Origin of the sequence: Micromonospora sp. NPDC020750 (assembly GCF_044334565.1) — a bacterium.
GTDB lineage: Bacteria > Actinomycetota > Actinomycetes > Mycobacteriales > Micromonosporaceae > Micromonospora.
Genome location: NZ_JBIRTH010000007.1, coordinates 156229 through 180633 on the forward strand (window position 1 = coordinate 156229; position 24405 = coordinate 180633).

The window sequence follows — 24405 nt, forward strand, 5'->3', positions numbered from 1 at the left end:
CTGACCGCCCAGCTTGCCCTCCGTGCCCACCTCACGGGCCACCCGGGTCACCTCGTCCGCGAACGACGACAGCTGGTCCACCATCGTGTTCACCGTGTTCTTCAGCTCCAGGATCTCGCCCTGCGCGTCCACGGTGATCTTCTGGCTCAGGTCGCCCTTGGCGACGGCCGTGGAGACCTGGGAGATGTTGCGGACCTGGCTGGTCAGGTTGCCGGCGAGCTGGTTGACGTTCTCCGTGAGGTCCCGCCAGGTGCCGGAGACCCCACGCACCTGGGCCTGGCCGCCGAGCTTGCCCTCGATGCCGACCTCGCGGGCCACCCGGGTCACCTCGTCGGCGAACGAGGAGAGCTGGTCCACCATCGTGTTGACGGTGTCCTTCAGCTCAAGGATCTCGCCCTGCGCGGCGACGGTGATCTTCTGCGACAGGTCGCCCCGGGCGACGGCCGTGGACACCTGGGCGATGTTGCGCACCTGGGCCGTCAGGTTCGACGCCATCGAGTTGACGCTGTCGGTGAGGTCCTTCCAGGTGCCCGCGACGTTCGGCACCTCCGCCTGGCCGCCGAGCTTGCCCTCGGTGCCCACCTCCCGGGCCACCCGGGTCACCTGCTCGGCGAAGAGTCGCAGCGTGTCGGTGAGATAGTTCATCGTGTCGGCCAACTCGGCGACCTCGCCGCGCGCCCCGACCGTGATCTTCTGCGACAGGTCGCCCTTGGCCACCGCCGTCGCCACCTGCGAGATCGACCGCACCTGGCCGGTCAGGTTCGACGCCATGGTGTTCACCGAGTCGGTGAGGTCCTTCCAGGTGCCGGCCACCCCGCGCACGTCGGCCTGGCCGCCGAGCTTGCCCTCGGTGCCCACCTCCCGGGCCACCCGGGTCACCTCGTTGGAGAAGGACGAGAGCTGGTCGACCATCGTGTTGACCGTGCGGCCGATCCGCAGGTACTCGCCGCGCAGCGGCCGGCCGTCGATCTCCAGCGCCATGTGCTGGGAAAGGTCGCCGTCGGCCACGGCCACGATCACCCGGGCGATCTCGGTGGTCGGGCGGCCGAGGTCATCGATCAGCGAGTTGACCGCGCGCTGCCCCTCCGCCCAGAAGCCCTCCAGCCCCTCCTCGTCGAGACGCTCGGTGAGCCGGCCGTCCCGGCCGACGATCCGGCTGATCCGGCGCAGGTCCAGGTGCTGCCGCTCCTGGAGGGCCACCACGTCGTTGAACGCGTCCGCCACCTCGCCGGCCGCGCCCGCCCGCCGGGGCAGGCGGACCTTCAGGTCACCGCCGCGCACCCGGCGCAGCGCCTCCGCCAGCTCGCTGAGCAGGGCGGCCTGGTCCGGCGCGGACGGGTCCGCGGCTACCGAGTGTTTCGCCGTGGTCATCATTCCTCGCTCAGTTCGGGACCGCCGGGGCCTGCCGGCACACCGGCCATCCCATCATTGTGCCCGGCCGAGCGTCGATGCCGCGCCGCGCCGCCCGCCGGGTCGCCCACGCGTCGAAGCAGCTCACGGCTCAGGGGAACGCGGCCGGCCGGGACGACGGCCGCCGGAGCCAACGCCGCCCGGGCGGTCCCCCGGGCGGGGTACGCCCCTCGTGGCGGCATCCGGGTCGGCTTGGCTTACGGCCGGGCCGCGGTGGAGGATACGAAGGTGTCAGCGGAGGCGGGACCGGCGACCTCAGGCGGTCCGGACGAACGCGTCCGTCGGGTACGGCTGCCCGCCGACCGGCGGACGCCGGCCGCCGCGCGCGCCCTGGTCCGGTCCGTGCTGGCCGCCGCGAGCCTCGACGACCTGCTCAACGAGGCCCTGCTGTTGACCACCGAGCTGACCACGAACGCCGTCGAGCACGCCCGCACGGAACTGGACATCGAGGTCGTCGCCGACGACGTCGGGCTGACCGTCACCGTCTCCGACTTCGCCGCCAGGACGGTCGACGAGCTGACCGTGGGCGTCCGCAACGACAGCTCCGAGATCAACGAAGTCTCCGAGCGGGGCCGCGGGTTGCTGCTGGTCGACCACTTCGCCAGCCGGTGGGGCACCACGTACCTGCCCACGGGCAAGGGGGTGTGGTTCCGGCTCGACCGGCGCGACCCCGCCGGGCGGCCGGTCGCCCCCGGCCCGCCACCCGCCGGCGGGTGGGGCCTGGCGACCATCCGCTCCGGCGACGGTCCGGCCACCGAGCACCCTGGGCCGAGCGCCGGGGCGATGAGCGAGCTGATGCAGACCGCCCCCGACCAGAACGCCGAGGACCCGCTGCCCGAGTTCGCCACCGACCTGCTCACCCGGCTGGCCGAGATGGTCGGCGCGGCCGGCGGCGTGGTCCGGCTGGACCGGGGGGACGGGCAGGGCACGCAGGTGCTGGCCCGCTACGGTCGCGCCCCGCGGGCCGGAAACGAGCTGCTCCGGGTGCCGCTGGCGGTGCACCGGCCCTACGCCGGGGAGCTGGAGCTGGACGCCGCCCCCTCGACGTACGCCCGGCCGTTGGCGGTGCTGACCGCCGAGCGGCTCTCGCTGCACCTGGAGAACGACCGGCTGCGCCGGGCCAACGTCCGCCGGCAGGCCTGGCTGACGTTCCTGGCCGAGGCGAGCGAGCTGCTGGCCCAGTCCCTGGACGTCGAGCTGACCATGGCACTGATCCCGCAGCTCGTGGTCCCCCGCCTCGGCCAGTGGTGCGCGGTGCACACCGCCGACGAGTGGGGGCAGCTGCGGCTCGCGGCGGCCACCCACGCCGATGAGTCGGTGCTGCCGCAGCTGCACAAGGTGCTCCGGGAGACCGGGACGGACTCGGTGCAGGCCCGGCTGCGCGAGGCGTCCCGGACCGGGTCGCAGGTGCCGCTCGGCGGGCCGATGGAGGGCTTCGCCGTCCCGCTGGTGGCGCGCGGCCAGCGGCTGGGCACCCTGGCGGTCGGCCGGCACCAGCGCCACCGGCACGACCCGGACGAGGTAGCCGTGCTGGAGGACGTGGCCCGGCGGGCCGCGCTGGCCATCGAGAACGCCCGCATCCACGCCGAGCGGCGCAGGGTGGCGCAGACCCTGCAACAGTCGCTGCTGCCGCCGGCCCTACCGGTCGTCGAGGGCATCGGCTTCGCCGCCGAGTACGTGCCGACCGGGGACGACGCGGAGGTCGGCGGCGACTTCTACGACGTGCTCCCGCTGCCCGGCGGGCGCTGGCTGGTGGTGGTCGGCGACGTGTCCGGCAAGGGGGTCGAGGCGGCTGCGGTCACCGGGCTGGTCCGGGACGTCATCCGGGTGCTGGTCGGTGACGGCAAGCCGCTGCCGGAGGTCCTGGGCCGGCTCAACGAGACGCTGGTCGAGCGGGGTGGCGGGCGCTACTGCACGCTGGCGCTGGCGGCGGTCGGGCCGGGCGACGGCGACCGGTTGGACGTGGCCCTGCACCTGGCCGGACACGACCGGCCGGTGCTGCTGCGGGCCGGCGACGGGGCCGACTTCGTCGGGGCCACCGGCACCGCGCTCGGCCTGCTCGACGCGATCAGTTCGCCGACGGCACAGGTCACGCTCGCCCCCGGTGACTCGCTGATCTTCTACACCGACGGGGTGACCGAGCGCAGGCGGGGCCGGGAGCTGTTCGGCACCGATCGGCTGCGGGAGTCCGCCGCGCCACTGGCCGGGTACTCGGCCGACGTGGTGGCCGCCCGGCTGCGCTCGACCGCGATCGGGTTCTCGGTCGAGGCCCCCCGCGACGACATCGCCATCCTGGTGCTGCGCAACGACCGGCTCTGAGCCCAGAGCGGCGCCTCCCGGGAGGGAGAGCGTCGGACCCGGTTGCCTGCGGCTGCCGGCCCAGCACGACGGCATGACAATTTCCGCGAAGGAACGCTGCGCTTCGACGATGGCGAAAACGGCGACGAAACGCGGAATCCATATTCGGAACTCACATGCTCCACCATCGCCGAAACTTGAACATGAACCGCTATGACCGAACCCCTTCGAGGAAACCAATCCATCGATCAGCCACGCCAAATAAACCGGAGTTCCAGAACTATCGCCAAACTTATTACCCATCGATTAGCGCCCTTAGGGTGTGCGCCAGCGGGAAGAGCCGCCTGGACATGCCCGCGTCGTGCACCCCATCGCCGGACGTAGACTGTGACGACAAACACACTTTGACCCGGAGCGGTCGAACGGGTGCCCAGCGCTCCGACCATTTGCCCGATTTGGACATATTTACCCCAACCCGGCCCTCCTGCAATCTGAGACCACATCGCCTATCCTCCGAACGTGCGCCTATACGCGCGTGCGCGTGCGCGCCCGCACGCGCCCATACGCGCGCGTATGACCATCGGATATACGTACGTGCGCGCACGTACGTGGGCGCGGGCGCACATCGGCTGAATTTGCATATAGGCATGCGGTGCGCGTGCACGAATACCGCATGAACGACGAACGCGAAAGGCCTCTTCCAATCCCAACCGCCGAGCGACGCGCCCAACCCGCCGGCCGACTTGACCAACTCGCGGCGAACGGTTGCAATTGACGGCGGCAAGGTCAGAGAAGCAAACCCGAGGGACTCCACCTTCATGGGTAAAGCAAACGCCCGGCTGCCACCGGGCGTTTGCTGCGACTCCGGCCAACTAGACGTGTCATCGCAGGTAGGAGGAGCCTTTGCCGACCGTAACAATCAACGAGGAGCCGGACAACAGGAAGCGGGACGCCCACCGGGTCGTCTTGGCCTATCTGAGGACGGCGGCGACGGTCCTCGGTGCCGTGGCAGCCGTCCTGGCGACGCTCAACCCCCTGGTGGCGCTACTGGTCGACTGAGGACCTCTCGGGGCCCGGCCACGGCCGGGCCCCGGGCCTCGCCGCGCCAGCAGCTGACCACCGAGCGTCCCTCCTGGCAGTCGTGCCGACGCGCAGGAGGGACAGCACACCTCCTCTACCGGTGCTAGGTTCCCCCCATGTCGACGACGGCGGCCCCCGGCGCGCGAACCCCGTCATCGGTCCGGCTGCTGACCACGATCCACCTGGCCTTCGCGGGCACCTTCCTGCTGGTGACCGTCCTCTACCTCGGACGGATAGCCGCAACAGGGGCAGGTCCCGCTGACATGCTCACCGGCCACTACGACCCGAAGGATCTAATCCCCTTCGGCCCGTCCGGCGTGAACCCGTTCACCTGGCTTTACGCCTTGGTCGCGCTGCTCTACCTGGCCGGCTTCCTGGTCAGCCCAGCGCTGGCCATGGTCTCGTTGCCCATGCTCGCCCGGACCTGGCATCAACTGTCCCGCCCGGCCAGGGCCCTGTTGTTGGCAGGGATCGTCAGCGCGGTTGCCCTACCCCTGCTACGTCTCCTCCCCGCCGTCAGCGACATGCACCGGTGGTGGCTGGACTGAGCGCCTCCACATGGCCGGTGCGGCTGTCACAGGCCGCCGGGGAGGCGGCCGGGGGCCAGGCGCTGGTGCGGGTCGAGGTATTCCTTCGCCGCCCGCAGCCTGGGCAGTGAGGCCAGCTCGCCCCAGAGGTCGACCGCCTGGCGCACCGGTGGCGGTGCCGCCACCACGACGCACCGGCCACGCCGGGCGAGCAGCACCCGGCGCACCCCGGTGACGATTGACGCCACCCGCTCGGCGGGCAGGGAGCCGGGCAGGGCCGCGTGCACCACGCCCTGCCCGGCGGAGCCTCGGATCGGGACCGGGCCGCCGGCCGCGTCGCGCAGCGCGTAGACGGCCGCGTGGAGGTCGGTGGTCGGCACCTCTATGCGCAGCGCGGTCTCGCCGGGGCCGAACGGATAGCTCCGCCACCACGTCGGCGCCGAGTGGTCGACGGTTGCCTCGTCGCCCAGCAGGGCGAGCAGGCTGTCCACCCGTTCGGAGACGTCGGCGGGGCCGCCCTCCAGCAGCACCGTCAGGGTGCCCGCCCCGGCCGGCAGCGCCGCCCGGCGGAACATCGAGGGGTGCCGGGCGCGGGCAGCCGCCGCCGGGTCGTCGGGGTGCGGCGCCGGGCGCGCCCGGTTCGCCCGGGCCGGCAGGTCCAGCTCGACGGCCGCCGGGTCGAGCCGGGCGGCGAGCACCGCCCGGACCAGATCGGGCAGCTCCAGCGGGCTCCCCACCGGGCGGCTGACCCAGACCTGACTGGCCGGCACCGGCTGCACCCGAAGGGTGGCCGAGACCAGCACCCCGAGGCCGCCCTGCGAGCCGCACAGCAGCCGGGCCAGCTCCAGACCGGGCGTGCCGCCGCCCGCGCTGGTCAGCTCGCCGTCGGCGGCCAGGTAGCGCACCCCGACCAGCTGGTCGCAGGGGCCGCCGTGGCGGTGCCGCAGCGGGCCGGACTCGTCGGCGGCCAGCACCCCGCCGACCGTCGCACCGGGCGAGGGCGCGTCGAGGGCGAGGCGCTGCGCGGTGCGTTCCAGGACCGCCTGGGCCGCGCGCAGCGGGGTGCCCGCGCCGATCTCGGCCACCCGGACGCCCGCCGGCTGGTGGCCGATGCCGGCCAGCCGGCCGGTGTCGAGCATGATGTCGACCTGCTCCGGGGCGACACCCCAGTCGATCTTCGTGCCGGCGCCCCGGGGCACCACCGTCAGGTCGTGGGCGGCGGCCAGCCGGAGCACCTCGGCCGCGGCGGACGGATGACCGGGCACCGCCACCCACCGGGCCGGCCGCCCGGCGACCTCGTCGGCCGCCCCGGCGAAGCGGGCGAAGGAGGGACCGCAGATCTCGGTGAGTCGACGAGTGATGCCCATTGCCCCGGACCGGTCGGTCGACCGCGCTGCTGCCGCCATGCCGGTTATCGTACAGGTGTTCGAACGATCCGTCCGGGTGCCGCGCGCGACGTCGGGCCGCCGACCCCCGCCGAGGACCTGGTCGCAGGGAGAACACCTCGCCGGGCCGCCGCAGCGCCCCGACGGCAACCCGGCCGGCCGGTAACCTGACCGGCGTGACCACCGAGATCCCGCCCGTCGCCAAGCAGGTTCCCACCGAGCGCATCCACCACGGCGACACGGTCGTCGACGAGTACGCCTGGCTGGCCGCCAAGGACGACCCGGAGATGACCGCCCACCTGAGGGCGGAGAACGCGTACACCGAGGCGCGCACCGCGCACCTGGAGGAGTTGCGCGGCACCCTGTTCGAGGAGACCCGGCGTCGCACCCAGGAGACCGACCTGTCGGTGCCGACCCGCAAGGGCGGCCACTGGTACTACACCCGCACGGTCGAGGGCCAGCAGTACGGCGTGCACTGCCGCCGGGCCGTCCACCCCGGCGAGACCGAGCCGCCGGTGAGCGCCGACGGCGCCCCGCTCGACGGCGAGGAGGTGCTGCTCGACGGCAACCTGCTGGCCGAGGGGCACGACTTCTTCTCGCTCGGCGCGTTCGACGTCAGCCCCGACGGCCGGTGGCTGGCGTACTCGACGGACTTCTCCGGCGACGAGCGGTTCACCCTGCGGGTGAAGGACCTCAGCACCGGCGAGGTGCTGCCCGACGAGGTGCCCGACACCTCCTACGGCGCCGCCTGGTCAGCGGACGCCTCGGTGCTGTTCTACGTCACCGTGGACGACGCCTGGCGGCCCAACCGGGTCTGGCGGCACCTGATCGGCACCCGGGCCGCCGAGGACGTCGTGGTCCACCAGGAGGACGACGAGCGCTTCTGGGTCGGCGTCGAGCTGACCCGGTCGGAGAAGTTCATCCTGATCGACAGCCACAGCAAGATCACCAGCGAGGTGCGGGTCATCCCGGCCGGCAACCCCACCGGCGAGCCGGCCCTCGTCGCCCCCCGCCGGCAGGGCGTCGAGTACAGCGTCGAGCACCACGGGCACCGCTTCCTGATCCTGCACAACCACGACGCCGAGGACTTCGCGCTGGCGTTCACCTCGGCGGACGCGCCGGGCGACTGGGTGCCGCTGATCCCGCACACCCCCGGCACCCGGCTGGAGGCGGTCGACGCCTTCGCCGACCACCTGGTCGTCTCGCTGCGCAGCAACGGGCTGACCGGGCTGCGGGTGCTGCCGGTCGGCGGCGGCGACGGCCACGACATCGACTTCCCGGAGCCGATCTACAGCGTCGGGCTGGACAGCAACCCGGAGTACCGCACCCGGCAGGTCCGGCTGCGCTACGCCTCGCTGGTCAGCCCCGACTCCGTGTACGACTACGACCTGGTGACCCGGGAGCTGACGCTGCGCCGGCGCAAGCCGGTCCGGCCCGGCCCGGACGGCCGGGAGTACGACCCCGCCGACTACGAGCAGCACCGGGACTGGGCGCTCGCCGACGACGGCACCAGGGTGCCGATCTCGCTGGTCTGCCGGGCCGGCACCCCGCGCGACGGCTCCGCCGCCTGCGTGATCTACGGGTACGGCTCGTACGAGGCGAGCATGGACCCGTGGTTCTCCATCCCCCGGCTCTCCCTGCTGGACCGGGGCGTCATCTTCGCGGTCGCCCACATCCGGGGTGGCGGCGAACTGGGCCGCCGCTGGTACGACGAGGGCAAGATGCTGGCCAAGAAGAACACCTTCACCGACTTCGTCGCCTGCGCCCGGCACCTGGCCGACTCGGGCTGGACGTCGCCGGACCGGCTGGTGGCCCGGGGCGCCTCGGCCGGCGGCCTGCTGATGGGCGCGGTGGCCAACCTCGCCCCGGACGCGTTCACCGGCATCGTCGCGCAGGTGCCCTTCGTGGACGCGCTCACCTCGATCCTCGACCCGTCGCTGCCGCTGACCGTCACCGAGTGGGAGGAGTGGGGTAACCCCCTCGACGACCCGGAGGTGTACGCGTACATGAAGTCGTACACCCCGTACGAGAACGTGGCGGCGGTGGACTACCCGGCCATCCTCGCGGTGACCAGCCTCAACGACACCCGGGTGCTGTACCACGAGCCGGCGAAGTGGATCGCCCGGCTGCGGGCGGTCGCGCCCCGGGGCGACTACCTGCTCAAGACCGAGATGGGCGCCGGCCACGGCGGCCCCAGCGGCCGGTACGACTCCTGGCGCGAGGAGGCGTTCATCAACGCCTGGGTCCTCGACCGGCTGAAGGTGACGTAGGGGGAAAGCCCTCCCACCCGGCCTCCGCCACCCGGCGGAGGCCGGCGGGGCGCGCCGTCAGGAGGCGGTGACCAGGTCGGCGAGCAGGGTCGGATCGACGTTGCCGCCGGTCACCACCGCGACGGTACGACCCACCGGCAGCTCGCCGGCGCGGAACAGCCGGGCGGCCGTCGCCACCGCGCCGCTCGGCTCGGCCACCAGCCGGGCCTCGTTGATCAGCCGTCCCGCCGCCGCCCGGATCTCCTCCTCGGTCACCGTGACGATGCCGTCGAGGCGGTCCCGCAGGTGGGCCAGGGTCAGCTCGGAAAGGTTGGTGCGCAGCCCGTCCGCGCAGGTGCGGTAGGTCAGGTCGACGTCCCAGGGCACCACCCGCCCGGCGGCGAGCGACTCCCGGGCGTCGGCGGCGAGTTCCGGCTCGACGCCGATCACGGCGGTCGACGGGCGCAGCGCCCGCAGCGCCGTGGCGACCCCGGAGGCGAGGCCGCCCCCGCCGACCGGCACCAGCACCACGTCCACGTCGGGCAGGTCGTCGACGATCTCCGTGCCGACGGTGCCCTGCCCGGCGATGATCCGCCGGTCGTCGAAGGGCGGCACCAGCACCGCCCCGGCCTCGGCGGCGATCCGCTGCGCCTCGGCCAGCCGCTGCGCGGGCGGGACGAGCAGCACCGTCGCCCCGAACGCCCGCATCCGGGCGATCTTCACCTCCGGGGCGCCCTCCGGCACCACCACCGTGCACGGGACGCCGGCCACCCGCGCCGCGTACGCGAGGGCCTGCCCGTGGTTGCCGGACGAGTGGGTGACCACGCCCCGGCTCCGCCCGGCCGGGTCGAGCCGGGCGACCGCGTGGGTGGCCCCGCGCAGCTTGAACGAGCCGACCGGTTGCAGGCTCTCCGGCTTCAGCCACAGCGCGTCGTCCCAGGGTGCGCGCAGCAACGGCGTGCGGAGCACAGTCGGGGCGATGTCGGCGGCGGCGCCCCGAATGTCGTCAAGCGTCACAAGGTCCATCCCGCCATCCTGCCGCCGCCGCCACGATCGCGCTCATTCACGGAAAGAGTGGCATCCCCCGTCGCTGAGGCCACTGATTCTCTGAATTTGCGCGATCTCGAGGGCAGGCGGCCGGGGCGGCCGGGTCAGCGCGGGGACCAGGCGGGGTGGCGGCCCATGCGGGCCAGGGCGCGGTCGAGCGGGGCGGCGTCCGGCGGGGCGGCGGCCGGGGCGGCGAAGGCACCCATCCGCTGGCCCGTGTCGCCCATCCGGTCCATGAACGCGTGCAGGACGGCGGTCACGTCCGGCGCGGCGTCGAACGGCTGGCCGGTGGCCCGGGCCAGGTCCCAGGCGTGCACGGTGAGGTCGATCAGCCCCATCTCCCCGACGGTCTCCGGGGGCAGCCCCATCCCGGGCGAGACGCCCTCCAGCGCGGCCGGGTCCGCCCACGCCTCGATCAACCGCTCGGTCTCGGCGGCGAACCGGTCCTGCCAGCCGTCGGTCAGGTAGTCAGTCTTGTCCCAGTTCGCCGGCCGTTTGGCGGCCAACTCCTGGAAGTTGACCACCACCTGGTACAGGTGGTTCATGAGGTCCCGGACGGAGTAGTCCGCGCACGGGGTCGGCAGGTCGAGCTGGTCGTCACGGATCGCCCGGGCCACCGCGACGGCGCGCGGCGCGGCTCCGGACAGCAGTTCACTAGTCTTCGTGGCCATAGGAGCAGCGTATGAGGGTGGTCTTGAAGAAATGCGACACCAGCCGCGCGGGGACAGCCGGGGCATCCTCGACCCGGGCCGGCTGCTGCGCGACGTCCGCTTCCGCCGCCGGCTGCCCGCCGCCGTGCTGCGCCCGTACGTCGAGCACTACTGGCTGATCGACTGGGAGCTGGACGAGCCGTTCGAGCAGCGGGTGCTCCCGCACCCGGCGGTCAACCTGGTGTTCCAGCGCGGCGGCGACGGTCGGGAGACCGCCGAGGTGACCGGCGTCGGGCGGGAGCTGTTCCGGATCACCCTGACCGGCACCGGCGGGGTCAGCGGGGTGCAGTTCCGCCCGGGCGGCTTCCGGCCGTTCTGGCGGCGGCCGGTCGCGGAGCTGACCGGCGAGCGCCGCCCGCTCGCCGCCGGCCTCGTCGCGGGCCGGCGGCCCTGCGCCGGTACGGACGACGAGCGCTGCACCGCCCTGGACGACCTTCTGCTCGCCTGGGGGCCCCAACCCGACCCGTCGGCGGCGGAGGCGCTGGCGCTGGCCGAGGAGATCCGCGTCGACCGGGGCGTGCTGCGGGTCGACGACCTGGCCCGGCGGCACGGCACCACCACCCGGCGACTGCAACGGCTCTTCCTCGACCAGGTGGGCGTCGGCCCGAAGTGGGTGATCCGGCGGTACCGGGTCCAGGAGGCGGTCGAGCAGGCCGCCGGTGGGCCGGTGGACTGGGCGGCCCTCGCCGCCGGCCTCGGCTACGCCGACCAGGCCCACCTGGTCCGCGAGTTCACCGCCGCCACGGGGATCTCTCCGACCGCGTACGCCCGGTCGCTCAACCGGCCGGCGTCAGCCCGGTAGGGAAGGGGACTTCCTCACCGGCGGCGGCGGAGGGCGACCACGGCGACGTCGTCGTTGATCTCGGTGGGGGCCAGCTCGACCAGCAGCCGCCGGCAGAACGCGTCCAGGTCGGCGTCCACCACCTCGGCGCAGCGGGCCAGGGCCGCCAGGCCCTCGTCAATGTCGGTGTCCCGCCGCTCGATCAGCCCGTCGGTGTAGAGCACCAGCGTCGCCCCGGCCGGCAGCACGAACTCAAGGTCTTCGGGGCGGGCCGCGCGGACGCCGAGCAGCGGGGCCGAGTGCTGGACATACTCCACCGTGCCGTCCAGGCTGATCAGCGCCGGCAGGTGACCGGCGCTGGCCAGCCGGACGCGGCCGGAGTTCGGCTCCAGCAGCAGCAGGCAGATGGTGGCCAGCTCGTTGCGCAGCAGCGTCAGCATCAGCTCGTTGACCCGGTGCAGGATCGCGCCCGGCTGGTGCCCCTCGACGGCGTACGCGCGCACCGCGTGTCGAAGCTCCGCCATCACCGTCGCGGCGTGCAGGGAGTGCCCGGCGACGTCGCCGATCGCCATCAGCAGGTGGCCGTCGAGCATCACCAACTCGTAGAAGTCGCCGCCCACCTCGGTCTGCGCGCTGGCCGGCTCGTACCGGACGGCGAGGTCGAGCCCGACGATCTCCGGGATCCGGCGGGGCAGCAGGCTGCGTTGCAGGGTGACGGCGATGCGGTGCTCCTCGTCGAAGGAGCGCTGCGCCTCCACCGCCGCCGCGACGGCCTGGGCGACCTGCACCAGCACCGGCGTCCCGGCGGTCTGGGTGTGCGTCGGCACCACCACGTAGAGCGGTGCCCGGTCCTCGCGCAGCTTCGCCGCGGCCACGGTCACCCGGTCTCCGTCGGGCCAGCCGACCAGACCCCAGTTGCCGGGGTCGTCCACCCACACCGTGGAGCCGGTCGGCACCCCGGAGTCGTCGACGACCCACGGCACGATCCGGGGTTCGTCCCCCGGGCCGGCGCAGACCCCGGCGATGCAGTCACCGTCGAAGGTCTCCGCCACCACCGCCGCCGGTCCCTTGAAGATCCGGGCGGCGCCGGCCGCCGCCGACGTCAGCAGCCGGGGGAAGTTCGGCGCGGCGTGCACCGCCACGGTCGTCTCGGCCAGCCCGGTGAGCCGCTCGGCGAGCAGCTCGGCGCGCTGCCGGGCCCGGTAGTAGCGCAGCACCGCGTGGGTGGTGGCGACCAGCTCCTCCGGCTCGATCGGCTCGGCCAGGTAGGCGTCCGCGCCCCGGGTCAGGCCCTGGGTCCGGTCCGCCACGTCGACGGCGTGCGCTGACACGTGGATCACCGGCATCGCCGGTTGGGCTTTCTTGATCCGTTCGCAGACCTCGAACCCGGTCAGGTCGGGCAGCCGGACGTCGAGCACGACCAGGTCGATCTGGTCCACCCCGATCCGGGCCAGCGCCTCCCCGCCGGTCTCCGCCTCCAGCGTCGCGAAGCCGGCCCGGCTGAGCCAGCTCACCAGCAGGTACCGCTTCGTGCGGCTGTCGTCGACCACCAGTACGGTCGCCGGACCGCCCGCCGCGGTCACCCTCCGCCGATCGGCAGGGTGACCGTGAAGGTGCTGCCCCGGCCCGGCTCGCTGGTCAGTTCCAGGGTGCCGCCGAGCAGGCGCACCACCCGGCGGGCGTACGGCAGGCCGAGGCCGGTGCCGCCGATCCGCGGGCTCCCCGGCACCTGGTAGAACTCCTCGAAGATCCGATCGTGCAGCTCCGGGGCGATGCCGGCGCCGGTGTCGGCGACCGACAGCCACCACCGCTCGTCGCGAACCTCCGCCCGCAGCCGGACCTCGCCCTGCTCGGTGAACTTCAGCCCGTTGTGCAGCAGGTTGCGTAGTACCTGGGCGAGCAGCACCTCGTCGGAGCGGAGCGTCCCCGGCGGGGGCGGGTCCTCCACCACCAGCTCGACATCCGTCTTGGACAGCGCGCGCAGGGTGCCGCGCAACTGGCCGAAGACCGCCCGCAGGTCCACCTCGGCCCAGTTCGGCTCCAACCGCCCGGACTCGGCCTTGGCCAGGTCGAGCAGCTCGTTGACCAGGCCGAGCAGGTCGGTGGACGAGGAGCGGATCAGCCCGACCTGCTGGGCCTGTTCCTCGGTCAGCGGGTCGGACGCGGAGTCGGCCAGCAGCCTGCTCAGCCCGATGACCGCGGTCACCGGGGCGCGCAGCTCGTGGCTGACGTTGGCCAGGAACCGGCTCTTCGACTCGCTGGCCGAACGGAGCTGGGCGGACTTCTCGTCCAGCTCGGCGTAGAGCGCGACCACGCCCCGGTTGGTCTCCTCCAGCTCCTCGGTGAGCTGGTTGTACAGGGCCATCACACCCTGGTTGGTCTCCTGGAGCTCCTCGTTGAGCACGGCCAGCTCGTCACGCTGGCTGCGCACCTCGTCCAGGGCGGCGATGAGCTGCTCGTTCTGGGAGGCGAGCTCGTCCAGGGCGCTGCCGGGAGCGCTGCTGCCGAGCTCGGCACGCAGCTCGGCGATCCGCTCCGGGGTCAGCGCCTGTGCGCTTGCGGGGACACGTCGGGACATCCTCACGACCGTATCGCCCTCCCGGTCCACCACGCCCAACATGTCCACCAGTCGCGCCACCGCGCCGGAGTGCGGCTCGTACCGGCCGTCGGGCAGCGGGCGCACCGGGGCCAGGTCCACCCGCACCCGCGGTGGGCCCTGCCCGTCGAGGTCGACGGTGAAGGTGACGTCCGCACCGCCGGCGGCGTGCAGCAGGTCCCGGGCCACCTCGCTGAGGGCGGTGGCAAGCCGGATCTGGTCCTGGTGCTCCAGGCCGACCGCCGCGGCCACCTCCCGGCCGCGCTGCCGAACCACGAAGATGTCGTGTTCGACCCGCAGCGCCATCTGGAGCAGCGGCGACCCGGTCACGGCGCCGCCCGGGCGACCAGAACGCAGGCATCGTCCCGGCGCAGCCCCGCGTCTCGCAGCAGCGTCGCGGCCATCACGAGCGGACCGCTGCGGAGCAGCCCGGGATAGTCGTCGAGCTGCCAGCGGTCCACCACCCCATCACTGTGCATCACCAGCGACGCTCCGGCCGGGAAGGGATAGTCGTACTCGCGGACGACGGGTCGCTGATGGCCGGCGATCCCGGGCAGGGAGACCAGCCCTCGCCGCCGTTCACCCTCGGCCACCACGGAGGCGGAGATGTTGCCAAGCCCGGCGAACCGCAGCAGGCCGGCGTCCGAGTCCAGTTCGGCGACGGCCAGCGCCGCGCCCCGGGTGTGCGACATGGCCCGGTGCAGGTGCTGCACCACCGTCGCCGGCGACCCGGCCGGGGCGGCCCGGAACGCGGCCAGCGCCGCGTCGGTGGCCGCCGCCGCCAGCGGCCCGTGGCCGAGACCGTCGCAGGTCAGCACCTGGTGCCGCCCCTCGGCGATCCGGAGGGCGTACCCGTCGCCGCTGACCGACTCGCCGGTGATCGGCCGGGTGAGCGCGCCGACCCAGGACAGCTCCGGGAGGGGCCCCCGCGGCCAGACCTGCACGGCCAGCACGGTGCCCCTGCCGGGCCGGGAGTAGGCGTCGAACCAGTCGGTCTGACGTGTGATGGCGCCGAGACCGATGCCGAGGGTCCCTGCGGTGGAGTGCCCGTCCCGGGAGGACACGGTCAGGTCGGCCATGCCGGGCCCGGAGTCGATCGCGACCAGTTCGACGCCGGCCTGCCCGCCCCGACGCACCGGGCGCAGCAGCAGCACCCCGTCCTCGGCGTGCTTGACCAGGTTGCTGGTCAGCTCGGCGGCGACGATCGCCAGGTCGGCCGTGCGGGCCTCACCGATCTCGAGCTGCCGGCCCAACCGCTCGGCGGCCCGCCGGACCGCACTGGCCGTGCTGCCGCTCTCCACCCGGAACCACAGGCCGTGGTCGGACAGGTCTTCGGCGATCATCGGGACCACTTGGTGATCGTGATCCGGGTCCCCTGACCCGGCCCGGTGACGATGTCGAACTCGTCGACCAGTCGGCGGGCGCCGCTCAGGCCGAGGCCGAGGCCCCCACCGGTGGTGTAGCCGTCGGTGAGGGCGAGGCCCAGGTCGACGATGCCGGGGCCGTCGTCGGCGAAGACGATTCGTATGCCACGCCGCAGGCCGTTGTCCACCGTGGTCACCTCGGCCTCGCCGCCCCCGCCGTAGACCAGGGTGTTGCGCGCCAGTTCGCTGGCCGCCGTGACCAGCTTCGTCTGGTCGACCAGGGAGAGCCGGGCCGCCACCGCCACCGTCCGTACCAGTTGGCGGACCCGCACCACGTCCTCGTCGCTCTGGATCGCCTGCGCCTGCGGGTGGCCCAGGTCGATGCCGGCGGTCATTTCGTGGCCGTCGTCTCGTCGTCCGGCTCGTCGTCGACGGCGAAGTCGTAGTCGTCGTGCCCGGCCGCCGCGATCAGCTCCATGCCGCGCTCGACGTTCAGGGCGGTACGGATGCCGTTCAGCGACAGGCCCAGCTCGACCAGGGTGATGGCGACGGCGGGACGCATCCCGACCACCACCGTCTCGGCGTCGAGCACCTTGGAGATGGAGGCGATGGCGGACAGCATCCGGCCGACGAACGAGTCGACGATGTCCAGCGCCGTGATGTCGATGATCACGCCGTGGCAGCCGGTGGCGACGATCCGCTCGGCCAGGTCCTCCTGGAGCTGGACCGCCGTCTGGTCGGACATGTCGACCTGGATCGACACGAGCAGGATGTCGCCGATCTTCAGGACCGGAACCCGCTCCATCAGAACTCCCGTCGCGGATGCCGGCGGGCGTTCGCCGCCCCGCTCAGCCGCAGCACGTGGCGCAGCGCGTCGGCCAGGCTGGCCTTGGTGGCGATGTCGCCGAACTCGATGCCGAGCGCCACGATGGTCTGGGCGATCTGCGGGCGGATGCCGGAGATGATGCAGTCGGCGCCCATCAGCCGGGCGGCCACCACCGTCTTGAGGATGTGCTGGGCGACCTGGGTGTCCACCGCCGGCACGCCGGTGATGTCGATGATCGCGTACGGCGAGCTGGTGTCGATCAGGGTCTGGAGCAGCCGCTCCATCACCACCTGGGCCCGGGCCGAGTCGAGCGTGCCGACCAGCGGCACGGCCACCACGCCCTCCCAGATCTTGACGACCGGGGTGGAGAGTTCGAGGAGCTGCTCGGCCTGGTCCGCGATCAGGCCCTCCCGGGTGCGGACGAAGCTCTCGAAGGTGAACAGCCCCATCTGGTCGACCAGCGAGGAGAAGGCCACGTAGTCGCGCAGGGTGGCGGTGCCCTCGCCGGCCTCCATCAGCTCCAGCAGGACGTCCTTGAGGGCGTACACGCTGACCGCCGTCTCGGTGGCGGTGAACCCCTGCCGGGCCCGGCCCCTGGACAGCTCGGCGAGCACGGCGCGCAGCTCACCGGCCGACTCGGACTCAAGATCGAAGGCACCGTCCCGTGCCGCTTCCATGATGGCACGATGCAGCTCCTGCACCTGGCGGCGCAGCTCGGCCTGGCTGAGTCGGCCGCGCAGCGAAGCGGTGGCGATCTCCGTCCAGCGCTGTGTGACCCGCTCGGCATGCTCGCTCAGCAGACCGGTCAGCCGACCGCTTTCTTCCGCGTTCAATGCCACGGCATCCTCCCTCTGACCTGGACCGGCCGGACTCTACCACCGGGTACCCAGCAACTAATTGCCACAAGGCAAAGAAATGATCGTGGACACGGCTGCCGCTTCCGTTCAGCGGCGAACCCCGAACGTGGGATACCGTTCCACCGATCACAGGAGGTCCGAATGTCCTTGACGGTACACACGGAACAGCGCGGCGACGTCGTCGTCGTATCGGTCGCGGGCGAGCTGGACATGGCGACGGCACCGCAGCTCCAGGACCAGATCACGGATCTGCTGGACAAGGGTCGCAGCCGCCTCGTCTTCGACCTGGCCGACGTCTCGTTCTGCGACTCGACCGGGCTGTCCGTGTTCGTGCGCGCCAAGAACGGCTGCGACGAGGCCGGCGGCGTGGTCCGGCTGGCCGCCCCGCAGCGCGGCGTGCTGCGCATCCTGGAGGTCAGCGGGCTGGTCGAGGTGCTGCACACCTACCCGACGGTCGAGCAGGCCGTCGCGGGCGACCCGACGCCGGCCTCCTCCTGACCCGCCCTCTCAGCGCTCGTCCTCGATGAACCGGGGACGAGCGATCGCCAGGCCCGCGACGGTCTGCACGGCCAGGGCGGCGAGCAGGAACCCGATCGGCGCGGTCCACCCGCCGGTCGCCTCGTAGAGGATGCCGACCAGCAGCGGGCCGAGCGCGGCGATCACGTACCCGGTGCTCTGCGCGAAGGCGGACAGCGCCACCGTCCCCTCGGCCGTGCGGGCGCGCAGCCCGATGGTGGTCAGGATCAGCGGGAACGCGCCCTGACCGAGGGCGAGCAGGGCGACCCAGAGCAGCGCGGCGTCGTGCGGCGCGAGCGCCAGCCCCAGGTAGGCCGCCGTGGAGAACGCGGTCAGCCCGAGCACCAACGGGCGCAGCGTCCGCAGCCGGCCGGCCAGCGCCGGCATCAGCAGCGCGACCGGCACGCCGAGCGCGGTCACCCCGGCCAGCAGCAGCCCGGCCGTCTCCGGCGCGAAGTCGGCGTCCCGGAAGAGCTGGGCCAGCCAGCCCATGATCGCGTACCCGCTCAGCGACTGCGCCCCGAAGTAGACCGCCATCGCCCAGCCGAGCCGGGTCCGCGCCGGCCGGACCCGGGCCGGCGCGGCGGCGGCCACCGTCGGGGTCCCGGCCCGGCGTGCGGCGCGGGCCCGCAGCGCCAGGGGCACCCACGGGATTACGGCCACCGCGGCCAGCGCGGCCCAGACGCCGAGCCCGGCCCGCCAGGAGCCGAAGGCGTGCGCGACCGGCACGGCCGACGCGGCGGCCACCGTCGTGCCCACCGTCAGCGCCATCGTGTACGCCCCGGTGACCAGCCCGGTGCGGTGCGGGAAGTGCTGCTTGACCAGCATGGGCAGCAGGATGTTCGCCACCGCGATGCCGGCCAGCGCGAGCGCGCTGGTGGCCACGAAGACCAGCGCCGAGTCGGTGACCACCCGCAGCACCTGCCCGACGGCCAGGGACGCCATGGCGACCACCAGCACCCGGGCCGGGGCGAACCGGCGGACCAGCCACGGGGTCAGCGCGCCGAGCCCGGCGAACGCGATGGTCGGCAGGGTGGTGACGAACCCGGCCATCGCCCCGGAGAGCCCGAGGCCGGTGCGGACCTCGTCGAGCAGGGCGCCGAGGCTGGTCACGGCGGCGCGCAGGTTGAGCGCGACCAGCAGCATTCCGACCAGCACCAGCAGCCCGCCGGTTGCCGGCCGCTGCTTCGGGACCGGGGCCGTGGCGGCGTCGGTGGCCGGGGGCACGTCGGCGGTCGGGCTGGGCCGGTCGGGCACGGTGACGGGGTCCTCGGTGGCGGTCGGTGGCGGGGTCATGGCCTTCAACCTACAATCATGGGATGAATTTCGGACGGGTGATGTAACCAGTGACACCGCCGGTGAATTCCGTGCCCGTGCCGCCCCGGGGCCACCGGGTCCGGCAGACGATCGAGCAGCTCCGGTCCCGCATCCTCGGCGGGGAGTGGCCGGTGGGCGGGCGCATCCCGACCGAACCACAGCTCGTCGCCGCGCTCGGGGTGGGGCGCAACACAGTCCGCGAGGCGGTCCGCGCCCTGGTGCACGGCGGGGTGCTGGAGTGCCGCCAGGGCTCCGGCACGTACGTGGTGTCGACCGACGAGCTGGCCCCGGTGGTGGCCCGCCGGCTCACCGACGACCGGATGACCGAGGTGGTCGAGGTGCGCCGCGCCTTCGAGGTGGAGGCCGCCCGGCTCGCCGCGCTGCGGCGTACCCCGGAGGACCTGGCCGCCCTCGACGGCGCGCTCGCCGCCCGGGAGGCCGCCTGGCACGCGGGCCGGGTCGGCGAGTTCGTCGAGGCTGACGCGGCGCTGCACACGGCAGTGGTGGCCGCCGCGCACAACGCCATGCTCGCCGAGCTGTACGCCTCGGTCGGCACGGCGCTGCGTAGCACGATCACCCAGGCGATGGGCGACGCGCTGGAGCCCGAGCGGTACGTGGACCACGCCCGGCTGGTGGACGCGATCCGCGACGGCGACCCCGGTGCGGCGGCCCGCGAGGCCGGTGCTTTTCTGGAGCCCTCCCCGGGGGCATAGGTTGCCCCGGACGGTAAACCGGACACCACGGGAGTACGGATGCTCAAGGGCTTCAAAGACTTCATCATGCGCGGAAACGTCGTCGACCTCGCGGTCGGCGTCGTCATCGGCGCCGCGTTCACGGGCGTGGTCACCCAGCTCACCAAGTCGTTCCTGGAACCACTGGTCAGGGTCCTGATCGTGCTGATCACCGGCAACCCGAAGGGACTTGAGGGATCGACCCCCAACTTCCGGGGCATCCCGTTCGACTGGGTGGCGTTCGTCAACGCGGCGATCACCTTCGCGCTCACCGCGGCGGCGCTGTACTTCCTGGTCGTCTACCCGATGAACAGGCTCGCCGAGCGGCGCAAGCGCGGCGAGGAGCCGCCGCCGGCGGCCCCCAGCGAGGAGGTCAAGCTGCTCACCGAGATCCGGGACGCGCTGGTCGCCGCCGGCCACGCCACCCCGGGCCAGCAGCGGGGCGCCTTGGACGACGTCCTCGGACGCCGCCCGGAGCCCCCGGCCCCGCGCTGAGCCCCCGGGACACCGCCGCCGAGCCACGGCCCCCGCGCCGGCCCACCCGGCAGTACATCGGCCCCCACGGGAATCCCGTGGGGGCCGACCTGTTTCGTACACGTGTTCGATAGGGTCCGGTCATGGAGCAGCGGAAGCACTGGTGGAACGGCAAGTGGGGGCGGCTGGCGCGGCGGGACGTCTTCCTCCGGGTGAACGGCGACCGGTGGCACGTCGAGCAGCGGGCCGGCGGCGCCGAGGGCGTCTCCCAGTTCTACGAGTACCCGAGCGTCGAGGAGGCGGAGGAGACCGTCCGCGCGCTGCTCGCCGGGGCCGACGGCTGGCGCGAGCTGTCGCCCCGCCCGCCGGACGCGTGGCAGCCGACGCCGGACGCACGCCCCTGACCGGGGCGGTGTTTAGCCGGCGGGCGGCCCGGGAACCGCGCCAGGATGGAGCAGCAGGGCACCGATCAGCAGGCGACCATCTCCCGCGTCACCACCGGGATGCCGGTGGTCGACGTGACCGGGGCGCAGGTCGGCACCGTGGACCTCGTCCAGCGGGGCGACCCGAACGCGGTGACCGTCCAGGCGTCCGCCGCGGACCCCGGCGGCAGCCTGGACGAGTTGATCGAGTCGGCGGCGGTCGAGGAGCCGGACGTGCCGGCCGACCTGGCCGCCCGCCTGCTGCGCACCGGCTACCTGAAGGTCTCCACCGACCTCGCCCCGACCGGCGCCGTCTACGTGCTGGCCGACCAGATCGCCGGCGTCGCCGACGGCCGGGTACGCCTCGACGTCCCCGCCACGAGCCTCCCCGCGGAGGAATAGGCCAGCCCCTATGGTGGACCGATGTACATCCTGATCGGGGAGCAGCAGGCCGAGGCGGTCGACGCGGACGAGCAACGGGCCCGGTTCGCGCACATGGCGGACGTGGTGCGGCGCAGCCCCGGGTTCGTGCGCGGCTGGTGGGGGCTGGACGACGCCGACCGGGAGACCGCCCACGTGCTGATCGCCCTCGACACCCTCGACCACGCCCGCGCGCTGCGCCGCATGGTCGAGGAGAACGTGTCAGGGGTCCGGCTACGGATCATGGAGGTCGGCGTGTCCGCCGAGGCGGACTGATCCCCACCGTCTCTCCGACGTGCAGTCGGCCTACTCGCTCGCCCGGGCAGCCGGGGTCGGGACGGGCAGGGCCGGGGCGTCCGGTGTCGGGGTCGGGGCGTCCGGGATCGGGGCATCCGGGATCGGGGCATCCGGGATCGGAGCGTCCGGGGTCGGGGCGTCCGGGGTCGGGCGGCGGCGGAAGAGGAGCAGCATCAGCCAGCCGGCGAGCAGCCCCCAGAACGCGCCGCCGACGCCGAGCAGGCTCACCCCGGAGGCGGTTACCACGAAGGTCACCACGGCGGCCTCCCGCGCCTGCGGGTCGGCGACCGCCGCCGACACCGCGCCGGCCAGCGCGGCGAGCAGCGCGAGCCCGGCCACCGCCTCGATCAGCACCGGCGGGGAGAGCAGCACCAGGGCGGTGGCGACGCCCGCGCCGAGGCCGAGCAGGGCCATCCCCACCCCGGCGGTGACCGAGGCGACCCAGCGGCGTTCCGGGTCCGGATGGGCGTCCGGTCCGGCGGCCAGCGCGGCGGTGATCGCGGCCAGGTTGACCGCGTGCCCGCCGACCGGGGCGCCGAGGGCGCTGGCCAGGCCGGTGACGCGCAGCGCAGCGCCGAGCGGCGGCCGGTAGCCGTAGCCGCGCAGCACCGCCATCCCCGGGACGTTCTGCGCGGCCATGGTGACCAGGAAGAGGGGAAGCGCCAGCCCGACCACCGCCGGGACCGTCCACTCGGGCGCGGTGAGGGTGAACACCGGCTTCAGGCCGTGCGCGCCGATCCCGCCCGGCGTGGTCAGCGCGATGGCGACCGCGGCCACCACCAGCGCGGCGGGCACCGCCCAGCGGCGGGCAAACCGGTGCAGGACCAACCAGGTGACGACCACCGGCGCGGCCAGCGCCGGCACCTCGACCAGGGCGCGGACCGGCGCGGTGCACAGCGGCAGGAGCACGCCGGCCAGCATCGCGCTGGCGATCGGGCCGGGGATGGCGGCCACCGCCCGGCCCAGCGCCGGGAAGAGCCCGGCGGCGACGATCAGCACCCCGCACACGACGAACGCGCCGACCGCCGCCGGCCAGCCGCCGGGGACCGGACCGGTGGCCGCCAGCAGCGCCGCGCCGGGGGTGGACCAGGCGATCGCCATCGGCAGCCGGTGCCGCAGCCCCAGCCACACCGCGCAGACACCGGACGCGACGCTGACGGCGAGCAGCCCGGAGGCGGCCTGGCTCTCGTCGGCGCCGACGGCGCGCAGCCCGGCGAGCACCACGGTGAACGAGCTGGCGAAGCCCACGAGCGCGGTCACCAGCCCGGCGAGCACGGGTTGCAGCAGGCCGGCCACGTCTCCCCCTCCAGTGTTCCGTTTACGGAACGGAAGTGTGTAGCACCATAGCGGGGTGGAACCGTCAGCACCAGCCCGGGGAAGGGGCGTCGACACCGGCGCCGAGACGGTGGGCCGCCGGGTGCGCGCCCTGCGCGAGGAGCGGGGGATGTCGCTGTCCACCCTGGCCCGGCTGGCCGGGGTCGGGAAGGCCACCCTCTCCGGCCTGGAGAACAACACCCGCAACCCCACGCTGGAGACGCTCTACGCGATCACCGCCCAGCTCGGGGTGCCGCTGACCGCCGTACTCGCCGGGCCGGCCGCGACCCCGACGGTCCGGGGTGCGGCGGTGAGCGCCACCCTGCTGGAGGTCTTCACCGACACCGACGCGACGTACGAGCTGTACCGGATGCGCGTCGCCCCCGGGCCCGGCCAGCTCTCGCCCGCGCACCAGCAGGGGGTCACCGAACACATCACGGTCTTCGCCGGGGTACTCCGCGCCGGGCCGGTGGACGCCCCGCTGACCGCCGGCGTCGGTAACCACCTGCGCTGGACCTCGGACGTGCCGCACAGCTACGCGGCGGTCGGCGACGAGGAGGTGTGGGCGAGCCTGCTGCTGCGCTACCCCCGCCACTGACCGCCCGCCGCCGCACCCGTACCGCACCGCCGCGCCGGCCGCCGCGCCCGGTCCGGGACCGGAGTCAGGCCTGCCGGGCCGGGAGCCGGTGCTGGACGGCCCAGAGCGCCGCCTCGGTGCGCGACGCCGACCCGGTCTTGCGCAGCAGGTTGGACACGTGCACGGTCACCGTCCGCACCGAGATCCCCAGCGCCCGGGCGGCCTGCTTGTTGGACATCCCCGCGACCAGGCAGGCGAGCACCTCGACCTCCCGACCGGTCAGCTCGGCGTCGGCCGGGAGCAGGTCGGCCGGAAGCAGGGCGGCGGGCGGGTACGCCGCGTCGGGCGGGGCCGCGGCGCGCGGCGCGGGGGTGCCCGGGTGCTCCGACAGCGGCCGGCGCAGCAGGGCGTCCGGCCCCTGGCCGGAGTGCGCGGCGAGCAACTCGGTCAGCAGATACGGGTTTCCGCCGGTCCGCCGCCACACAGAGGTCGCCAGCCGGCGGGACGGGCGCGTCCCCGCGTACACCTGGTCCAGCACCTCGGCGACCTCGGCCGGGCCGAGCGGGCCGAGGTGCTGGCGGACGGCGCCGCGTACCCCGCAGAACCGGGACAGGACGCGGGCGGCGAGGTCCGGTGCCACCGCGTCCGCCGCGGGCCGGCTCGCCACCAGCAGCAGCGCCGGCAGGTCGGGCGCGGTGGCCAGCTCGCCGACCAGGTTCAGGCTGGCCGGGTCGAGGGCGTGCAGATCCTCCACCACCAGCACCGCCGGGCCGACGCCGACCAGCAGCCGGACCGTACGCACGGCCAGCCGCAGCAGCGTGCCCGGGGCGTACCGTTCGCGGGGGGCGGTGGGCTGCTGGGCGAGCCAGGCGAGCGCGTCGGGCGGCAGGTCGAGGTGGCTGGTGTCCCGCCCGCTGAGCACTGCGGCGAGCCAGTCGTACGGGGCCGGGCTGTGCACCCGCGCGGCCCCGCTGAGCACCACCGCCGGGCGGGGCGCAAAGCCGTCCAGGGCCGCCGCCACCAGCAGGCTCTTGCCGACGCCCGCCGCGCCGGTGAGCACCGCGACCGCTGGGCCGGGCCGACCGCCGAGCGCCAGTGTGGACCACGCCCGGTCGAGCTCGGCAAGCTCACCGGCGCGCCCGACCATGGGGACCGGCATCATTCTTTTCACCCTACGCAGTAGTGCGTAGAGACGGCGGGAGGGTCT

The 24405-nt window shown here is 73.7% G+C and carries 25 protein-coding genes; 12 read left to right on the top strand and 13 right to left on the bottom strand.

Features of this window, described 5'->3' with window-relative positions; genetic code table 11:
• Positions 1-1374: HAMP domain-containing protein (locus tag ACH4T9_RS22055; RefSeq protein ID WP_396686854.1), on the bottom strand; the 1374-nt coding region annotated here is incomplete at its 3' end.
• Between the two features lie 264 nt (positions 1375-1638).
• On the opposite strand from ACH4T9_RS22055, the gene ACH4T9_RS22060 reads away from it, so the two are divergent.
• The 3 genes from ACH4T9_RS22060 to ACH4T9_RS22070 all read left to right on the top strand — a co-directional run bounded on the left by ACH4T9_RS22060 (position 1639) and on the right by ACH4T9_RS22070 (position 5336).
• On the top strand, positions 1639-3729 hold the full coding sequence (locus ACH4T9_RS22060) for a SpoIIE family protein phosphatase (protein WP_396671600.1): 2091 nt from the start codon (positions 1639-1641) through the stop codon (positions 3727-3729).
• Between the two features lie 882 nt (positions 3730-4611).
• A complete protein-coding gene (locus ACH4T9_RS22065) occupies positions 4612-4767 on the top strand; it encodes a hypothetical protein (RefSeq protein WP_396671601.1) in 156 nt (51 codons plus the stop codon).
• 137 nt (positions 4768-4904) lie between these two features.
• Positions 4905-5336 carry a hypothetical protein gene (locus ACH4T9_RS22070; RefSeq protein ID WP_396671602.1) on the top strand — a complete coding sequence of 144 codons (432 nt, stop codon included), beginning with the start codon at positions 4905-4907 and terminating at the stop codon, positions 5334-5336.
• A 26-nt stretch (positions 5337-5362) separates the two neighbouring features.
• Here ACH4T9_RS22070 and ACH4T9_RS22075 read toward each other — a convergent pair whose 3' ends face one another.
• Positions 5363-6721, bottom strand: coding sequence for an FAD-binding oxidoreductase (locus ACH4T9_RS22075; RefSeq protein ID WP_396671603.1), 1359 nt, complete (start codon positions 6719-6721; stop codon positions 5363-5365).
• A gap of 155 nt (positions 6722-6876) precedes the next feature.
• Here ACH4T9_RS22075 and ACH4T9_RS22080 point away from each other — a divergent pair, with 155 nt between their 5' ends.
• Positions 6877-8970, top strand: coding sequence for a S9 family peptidase (locus tag ACH4T9_RS22080; RefSeq protein WP_396671604.1), 2094 nt, complete (start codon positions 6877-6879; stop codon positions 8968-8970).
• 57 nt (positions 8971-9027) lie between these two features.
• On the opposite strand, the gene ACH4T9_RS22085 is transcribed toward ACH4T9_RS22080, so the two are convergent.
• A complete protein-coding gene (locus ACH4T9_RS22085; protein WP_396671605.1) occupies positions 9028-9975 on the bottom strand; it encodes a threonine/serine dehydratase in 948 nt (315 codons plus the stop codon).
• A 125-nt stretch (positions 9976-10100) separates the two neighbouring features.
• Positions 10101-10667, bottom strand: a complete 567-nt coding sequence (locus ACH4T9_RS22090; RefSeq protein WP_396671606.1) for a TIGR03086 family metal-binding protein — start codon at positions 10665-10667, stop codon at positions 10101-10103.
• Positions 10668-10698: 31 nt separating this feature from the next.
• Between ACH4T9_RS22090 and ACH4T9_RS22095 the strand changes: the two genes are divergently transcribed.
• Positions 10699-11508 (top strand): DUF6597 domain-containing transcriptional factor, encoded by an 810-nt coding sequence (locus ACH4T9_RS22095; RefSeq protein ID WP_396671607.1) that lies wholly within the window; start codon positions 10699-10701, stop codon positions 11506-11508.
• A gap of 14 nt (positions 11509-11522) precedes the next feature.
• On the opposite strand, the gene ACH4T9_RS22100 is transcribed toward ACH4T9_RS22095, so the two are convergent.
• From ACH4T9_RS22100 to ACH4T9_RS22125, 6 genes are read right to left on the bottom strand one after another with little or no spacing between them, the layout of a single operon-like run.
• The gene (locus ACH4T9_RS22100) at positions 11523-13070 is read right to left on the bottom strand and encodes a SpoIIE family protein phosphatase (RefSeq protein ID WP_396671608.1); all 1548 of its coding nucleotides are present in this window, start codon (positions 13068-13070) and stop codon (positions 11523-11525) included.
• The gene (locus tag ACH4T9_RS22105) at positions 13067-14389 is read right to left on the bottom strand and encodes a sensor histidine kinase (RefSeq protein ID WP_396672047.1); all 1323 of its coding nucleotides are present in this window, start codon (positions 14387-14389) and stop codon (positions 13067-13069) included. Before ACH4T9_RS22105 ends, ACH4T9_RS22100 begins: the two co-directional genes overlap by 4 nt.
• A 20-nt stretch (positions 14390-14409) precedes the next feature.
• Positions 14410-15426 carry a SpoIIE family protein phosphatase gene (locus tag ACH4T9_RS22110; protein WP_396671609.1) on the bottom strand — a complete coding sequence of 339 codons (1017 nt, stop codon included), beginning with the start codon at positions 15424-15426 and terminating at the stop codon, positions 14410-14412.
• Entirely contained in the window at positions 15423-15842 is a 420-nt protein-coding gene (locus ACH4T9_RS22115) for an ATP-binding protein (protein ID WP_396671610.1), read from the bottom strand. The genes ACH4T9_RS22110 and ACH4T9_RS22115 overlap by 4 nt, the downstream gene beginning before the upstream one ends.
• Positions 15839-16252: an STAS domain-containing protein gene (locus ACH4T9_RS22120; RefSeq protein ID WP_396671611.1), complete on the bottom strand. Its 414-nt coding sequence runs from the start codon at positions 16250-16252 to the stop codon at positions 15839-15841. Before ACH4T9_RS22120 ends, ACH4T9_RS22115 begins: the two co-directional genes overlap by 4 nt.
• On the bottom strand, positions 16252-17112 hold the full coding sequence (locus tag ACH4T9_RS22125) for an STAS domain-containing protein (protein ID WP_396671612.1): 861 nt from the start codon (positions 17110-17112) through the stop codon (positions 16252-16254). Before ACH4T9_RS22125 ends, ACH4T9_RS22120 begins: the two co-directional genes overlap by 1 nt.
• A gap of 159 nt (positions 17113-17271) precedes the next feature.
• On the opposite strand from ACH4T9_RS22125, the gene ACH4T9_RS22130 reads away from it, so the two are divergent.
• Complete coding sequence (locus ACH4T9_RS22130; protein ID WP_350883523.1) at positions 17272-17628, top strand: STAS domain-containing protein; 357 nt, start codon at positions 17272-17274, stop codon at positions 17626-17628.
• 9 nt (positions 17629-17637) lie between these two features.
• Here ACH4T9_RS22130 and ACH4T9_RS22135 read toward each other — a convergent pair whose 3' ends face one another.
• On the bottom strand, positions 17638-18942 hold the full coding sequence (locus tag ACH4T9_RS22135; RefSeq protein ID WP_396671613.1) for an MFS transporter: 1305 nt from the start codon (positions 18940-18942) through the stop codon (positions 17638-17640).
• A gap of 50 nt (positions 18943-18992) precedes the next feature.
• Between ACH4T9_RS22135 and ACH4T9_RS22140 the strand changes: the two genes are divergently transcribed.
• The 5 genes from ACH4T9_RS22140 (at position 18993) to ACH4T9_RS22160 (ending at position 21286) form a co-directional block, all read left to right on the top strand.
• On the top strand, positions 18993-19676 hold the full coding sequence (locus ACH4T9_RS22140; protein WP_396671614.1) for a FadR/GntR family transcriptional regulator: 684 nt from the start codon (positions 18993-18995) through the stop codon (positions 19674-19676).
• Positions 19677-19715: 39 nt separating this feature from the next.
• A complete protein-coding gene (mscL, locus tag ACH4T9_RS22145) occupies positions 19716-20189 on the top strand; it encodes a large conductance mechanosensitive channel protein MscL (protein WP_396671615.1) in 474 nt (157 codons plus the stop codon).
• 122 nt (positions 20190-20311) lie between these two features.
• On the top strand, positions 20312-20572 hold the full coding sequence (locus tag ACH4T9_RS22150; RefSeq protein WP_396671616.1) for a hypothetical protein: 261 nt from the start codon (positions 20312-20314) through the stop codon (positions 20570-20572).
• 45 nt (positions 20573-20617) lie between these two features.
• Positions 20618-20992: a hypothetical protein gene (locus ACH4T9_RS22155; RefSeq protein WP_396671617.1), complete on the top strand. Its 375-nt coding sequence runs from the start codon at positions 20618-20620 to the stop codon at positions 20990-20992.
• A 21-nt stretch (positions 20993-21013) separates the two neighbouring features.
• A complete protein-coding gene (locus ACH4T9_RS22160; RefSeq protein WP_396671618.1) occupies positions 21014-21286 on the top strand; it encodes a hypothetical protein in 273 nt (90 codons plus the stop codon).
• Positions 21287-21316: 30 nt separating this feature from the next.
• Here ACH4T9_RS22160 and ACH4T9_RS22165 read toward each other — a convergent pair whose 3' ends face one another.
• Positions 21317-22603, bottom strand: coding sequence for a benzoate/H(+) symporter BenE family transporter (locus tag ACH4T9_RS22165; RefSeq protein ID WP_396671619.1), 1287 nt, complete (start codon positions 22601-22603; stop codon positions 21317-21319).
• A gap of 55 nt (positions 22604-22658) precedes the next feature.
• Here ACH4T9_RS22165 and ACH4T9_RS22170 point away from each other — a divergent pair, with 55 nt between their 5' ends.
• Positions 22659-23219, top strand: coding sequence for a helix-turn-helix domain-containing protein (locus ACH4T9_RS22170; RefSeq protein WP_396671620.1), 561 nt, complete (start codon positions 22659-22661; stop codon positions 23217-23219).
• 64 nt (positions 23220-23283) lie between these two features.
• Here the strand turns inward: ACH4T9_RS22170 and ACH4T9_RS22175 are convergent, their stop codons facing one another.
• Positions 23284-24360: a LuxR C-terminal-related transcriptional regulator gene (locus ACH4T9_RS22175; protein ID WP_396671621.1), complete on the bottom strand. Its 1077-nt coding sequence runs from the start codon at positions 24358-24360 to the stop codon at positions 23284-23286.
• Between the last annotated feature and the right edge of the window lie 45 nt (positions 24361-24405).

Coding starts and splice junctions, on each gene's coding strand:
- ACH4T9_RS22070 (WP_396671602.1), top strand. CDS start 4,905: ATGTCGACGACGGCGGCCCCCGGCGCGCGAACCCCGTCATCGGTCCGG.
- ACH4T9_RS22075 (WP_396671603.1), bottom strand. CDS start 6,721: ATGGCGGCAGCAGCGCGGTCGACCGACCGGTCCGGGGCAATGGGCATC.
- ACH4T9_RS22085 (WP_396671605.1), bottom strand. CDS start 9,975: ATGGACCTTGTGACGCTTGACGACATTCGGGGCGCCGCCGCCGACATC.
- ACH4T9_RS22090 (WP_396671606.1), bottom strand. CDS start 10,667: ATGGCCACGAAGACTAGTGAACTGCTGTCCGGAGCCGCGCCGCGCGCC.
- ACH4T9_RS22095 (WP_396671607.1), top strand. CDS start 10,699: ATGCGACACCAGCCGCGCGGGGACAGCCGGGGCATCCTCGACCCGGGC.
- ACH4T9_RS22105 (WP_396672047.1), bottom strand. CDS start 14,389: ATGGCGCTGCGGGTCGAACACGACATCTTCGTGGTTCGGCAGCGCGGC.
- ACH4T9_RS22110 (WP_396671609.1), bottom strand. CDS start 15,426: ATGATCGCCGAAGACCTGTCCGACCACGGCCTGTGGTTCCGGGTGGAG.
- ACH4T9_RS22115 (WP_396671610.1), bottom strand. CDS start 15,842: ATGACCGCCGGCATCGACCTGGGCCACCCGCAGGCGCAGGCGATCCAG.
- ACH4T9_RS22120 (WP_396671611.1), bottom strand. CDS start 16,252: ATGGAGCGGGTTCCGGTCCTGAAGATCGGCGACATCCTGCTCGTGTCG.
- ACH4T9_RS22130 (WP_350883523.1), top strand. CDS start 17,272: ATGTCCTTGACGGTACACACGGAACAGCGCGGCGACGTCGTCGTCGTA.
- ACH4T9_RS22135 (WP_396671613.1), bottom strand. CDS start 18,942: ATGACCCCGCCACCGACCGCCACCGAGGACCCCGTCACCGTGCCCGAC.
- mscL (WP_396671615.1), top strand. CDS start 19,716: ATGCTCAAGGGCTTCAAAGACTTCATCATGCGCGGAAACGTCGTCGAC.
- ACH4T9_RS22150 (WP_396671616.1), top strand. CDS start 20,312: ATGGAGCAGCGGAAGCACTGGTGGAACGGCAAGTGGGGGCGGCTGGCG.
- ACH4T9_RS22155 (WP_396671617.1), top strand. CDS start 20,618: ATGGAGCAGCAGGGCACCGATCAGCAGGCGACCATCTCCCGCGTCACC.
- ACH4T9_RS22160 (WP_396671618.1), top strand. CDS start 21,014: ATGTACATCCTGATCGGGGAGCAGCAGGCCGAGGCGGTCGACGCGGAC.
- ACH4T9_RS22175 (WP_396671621.1), bottom strand. CDS start 24,360: ATGATGCCGGTCCCCATGGTCGGGCGCGCCGGTGAGCTTGCCGAGCTC.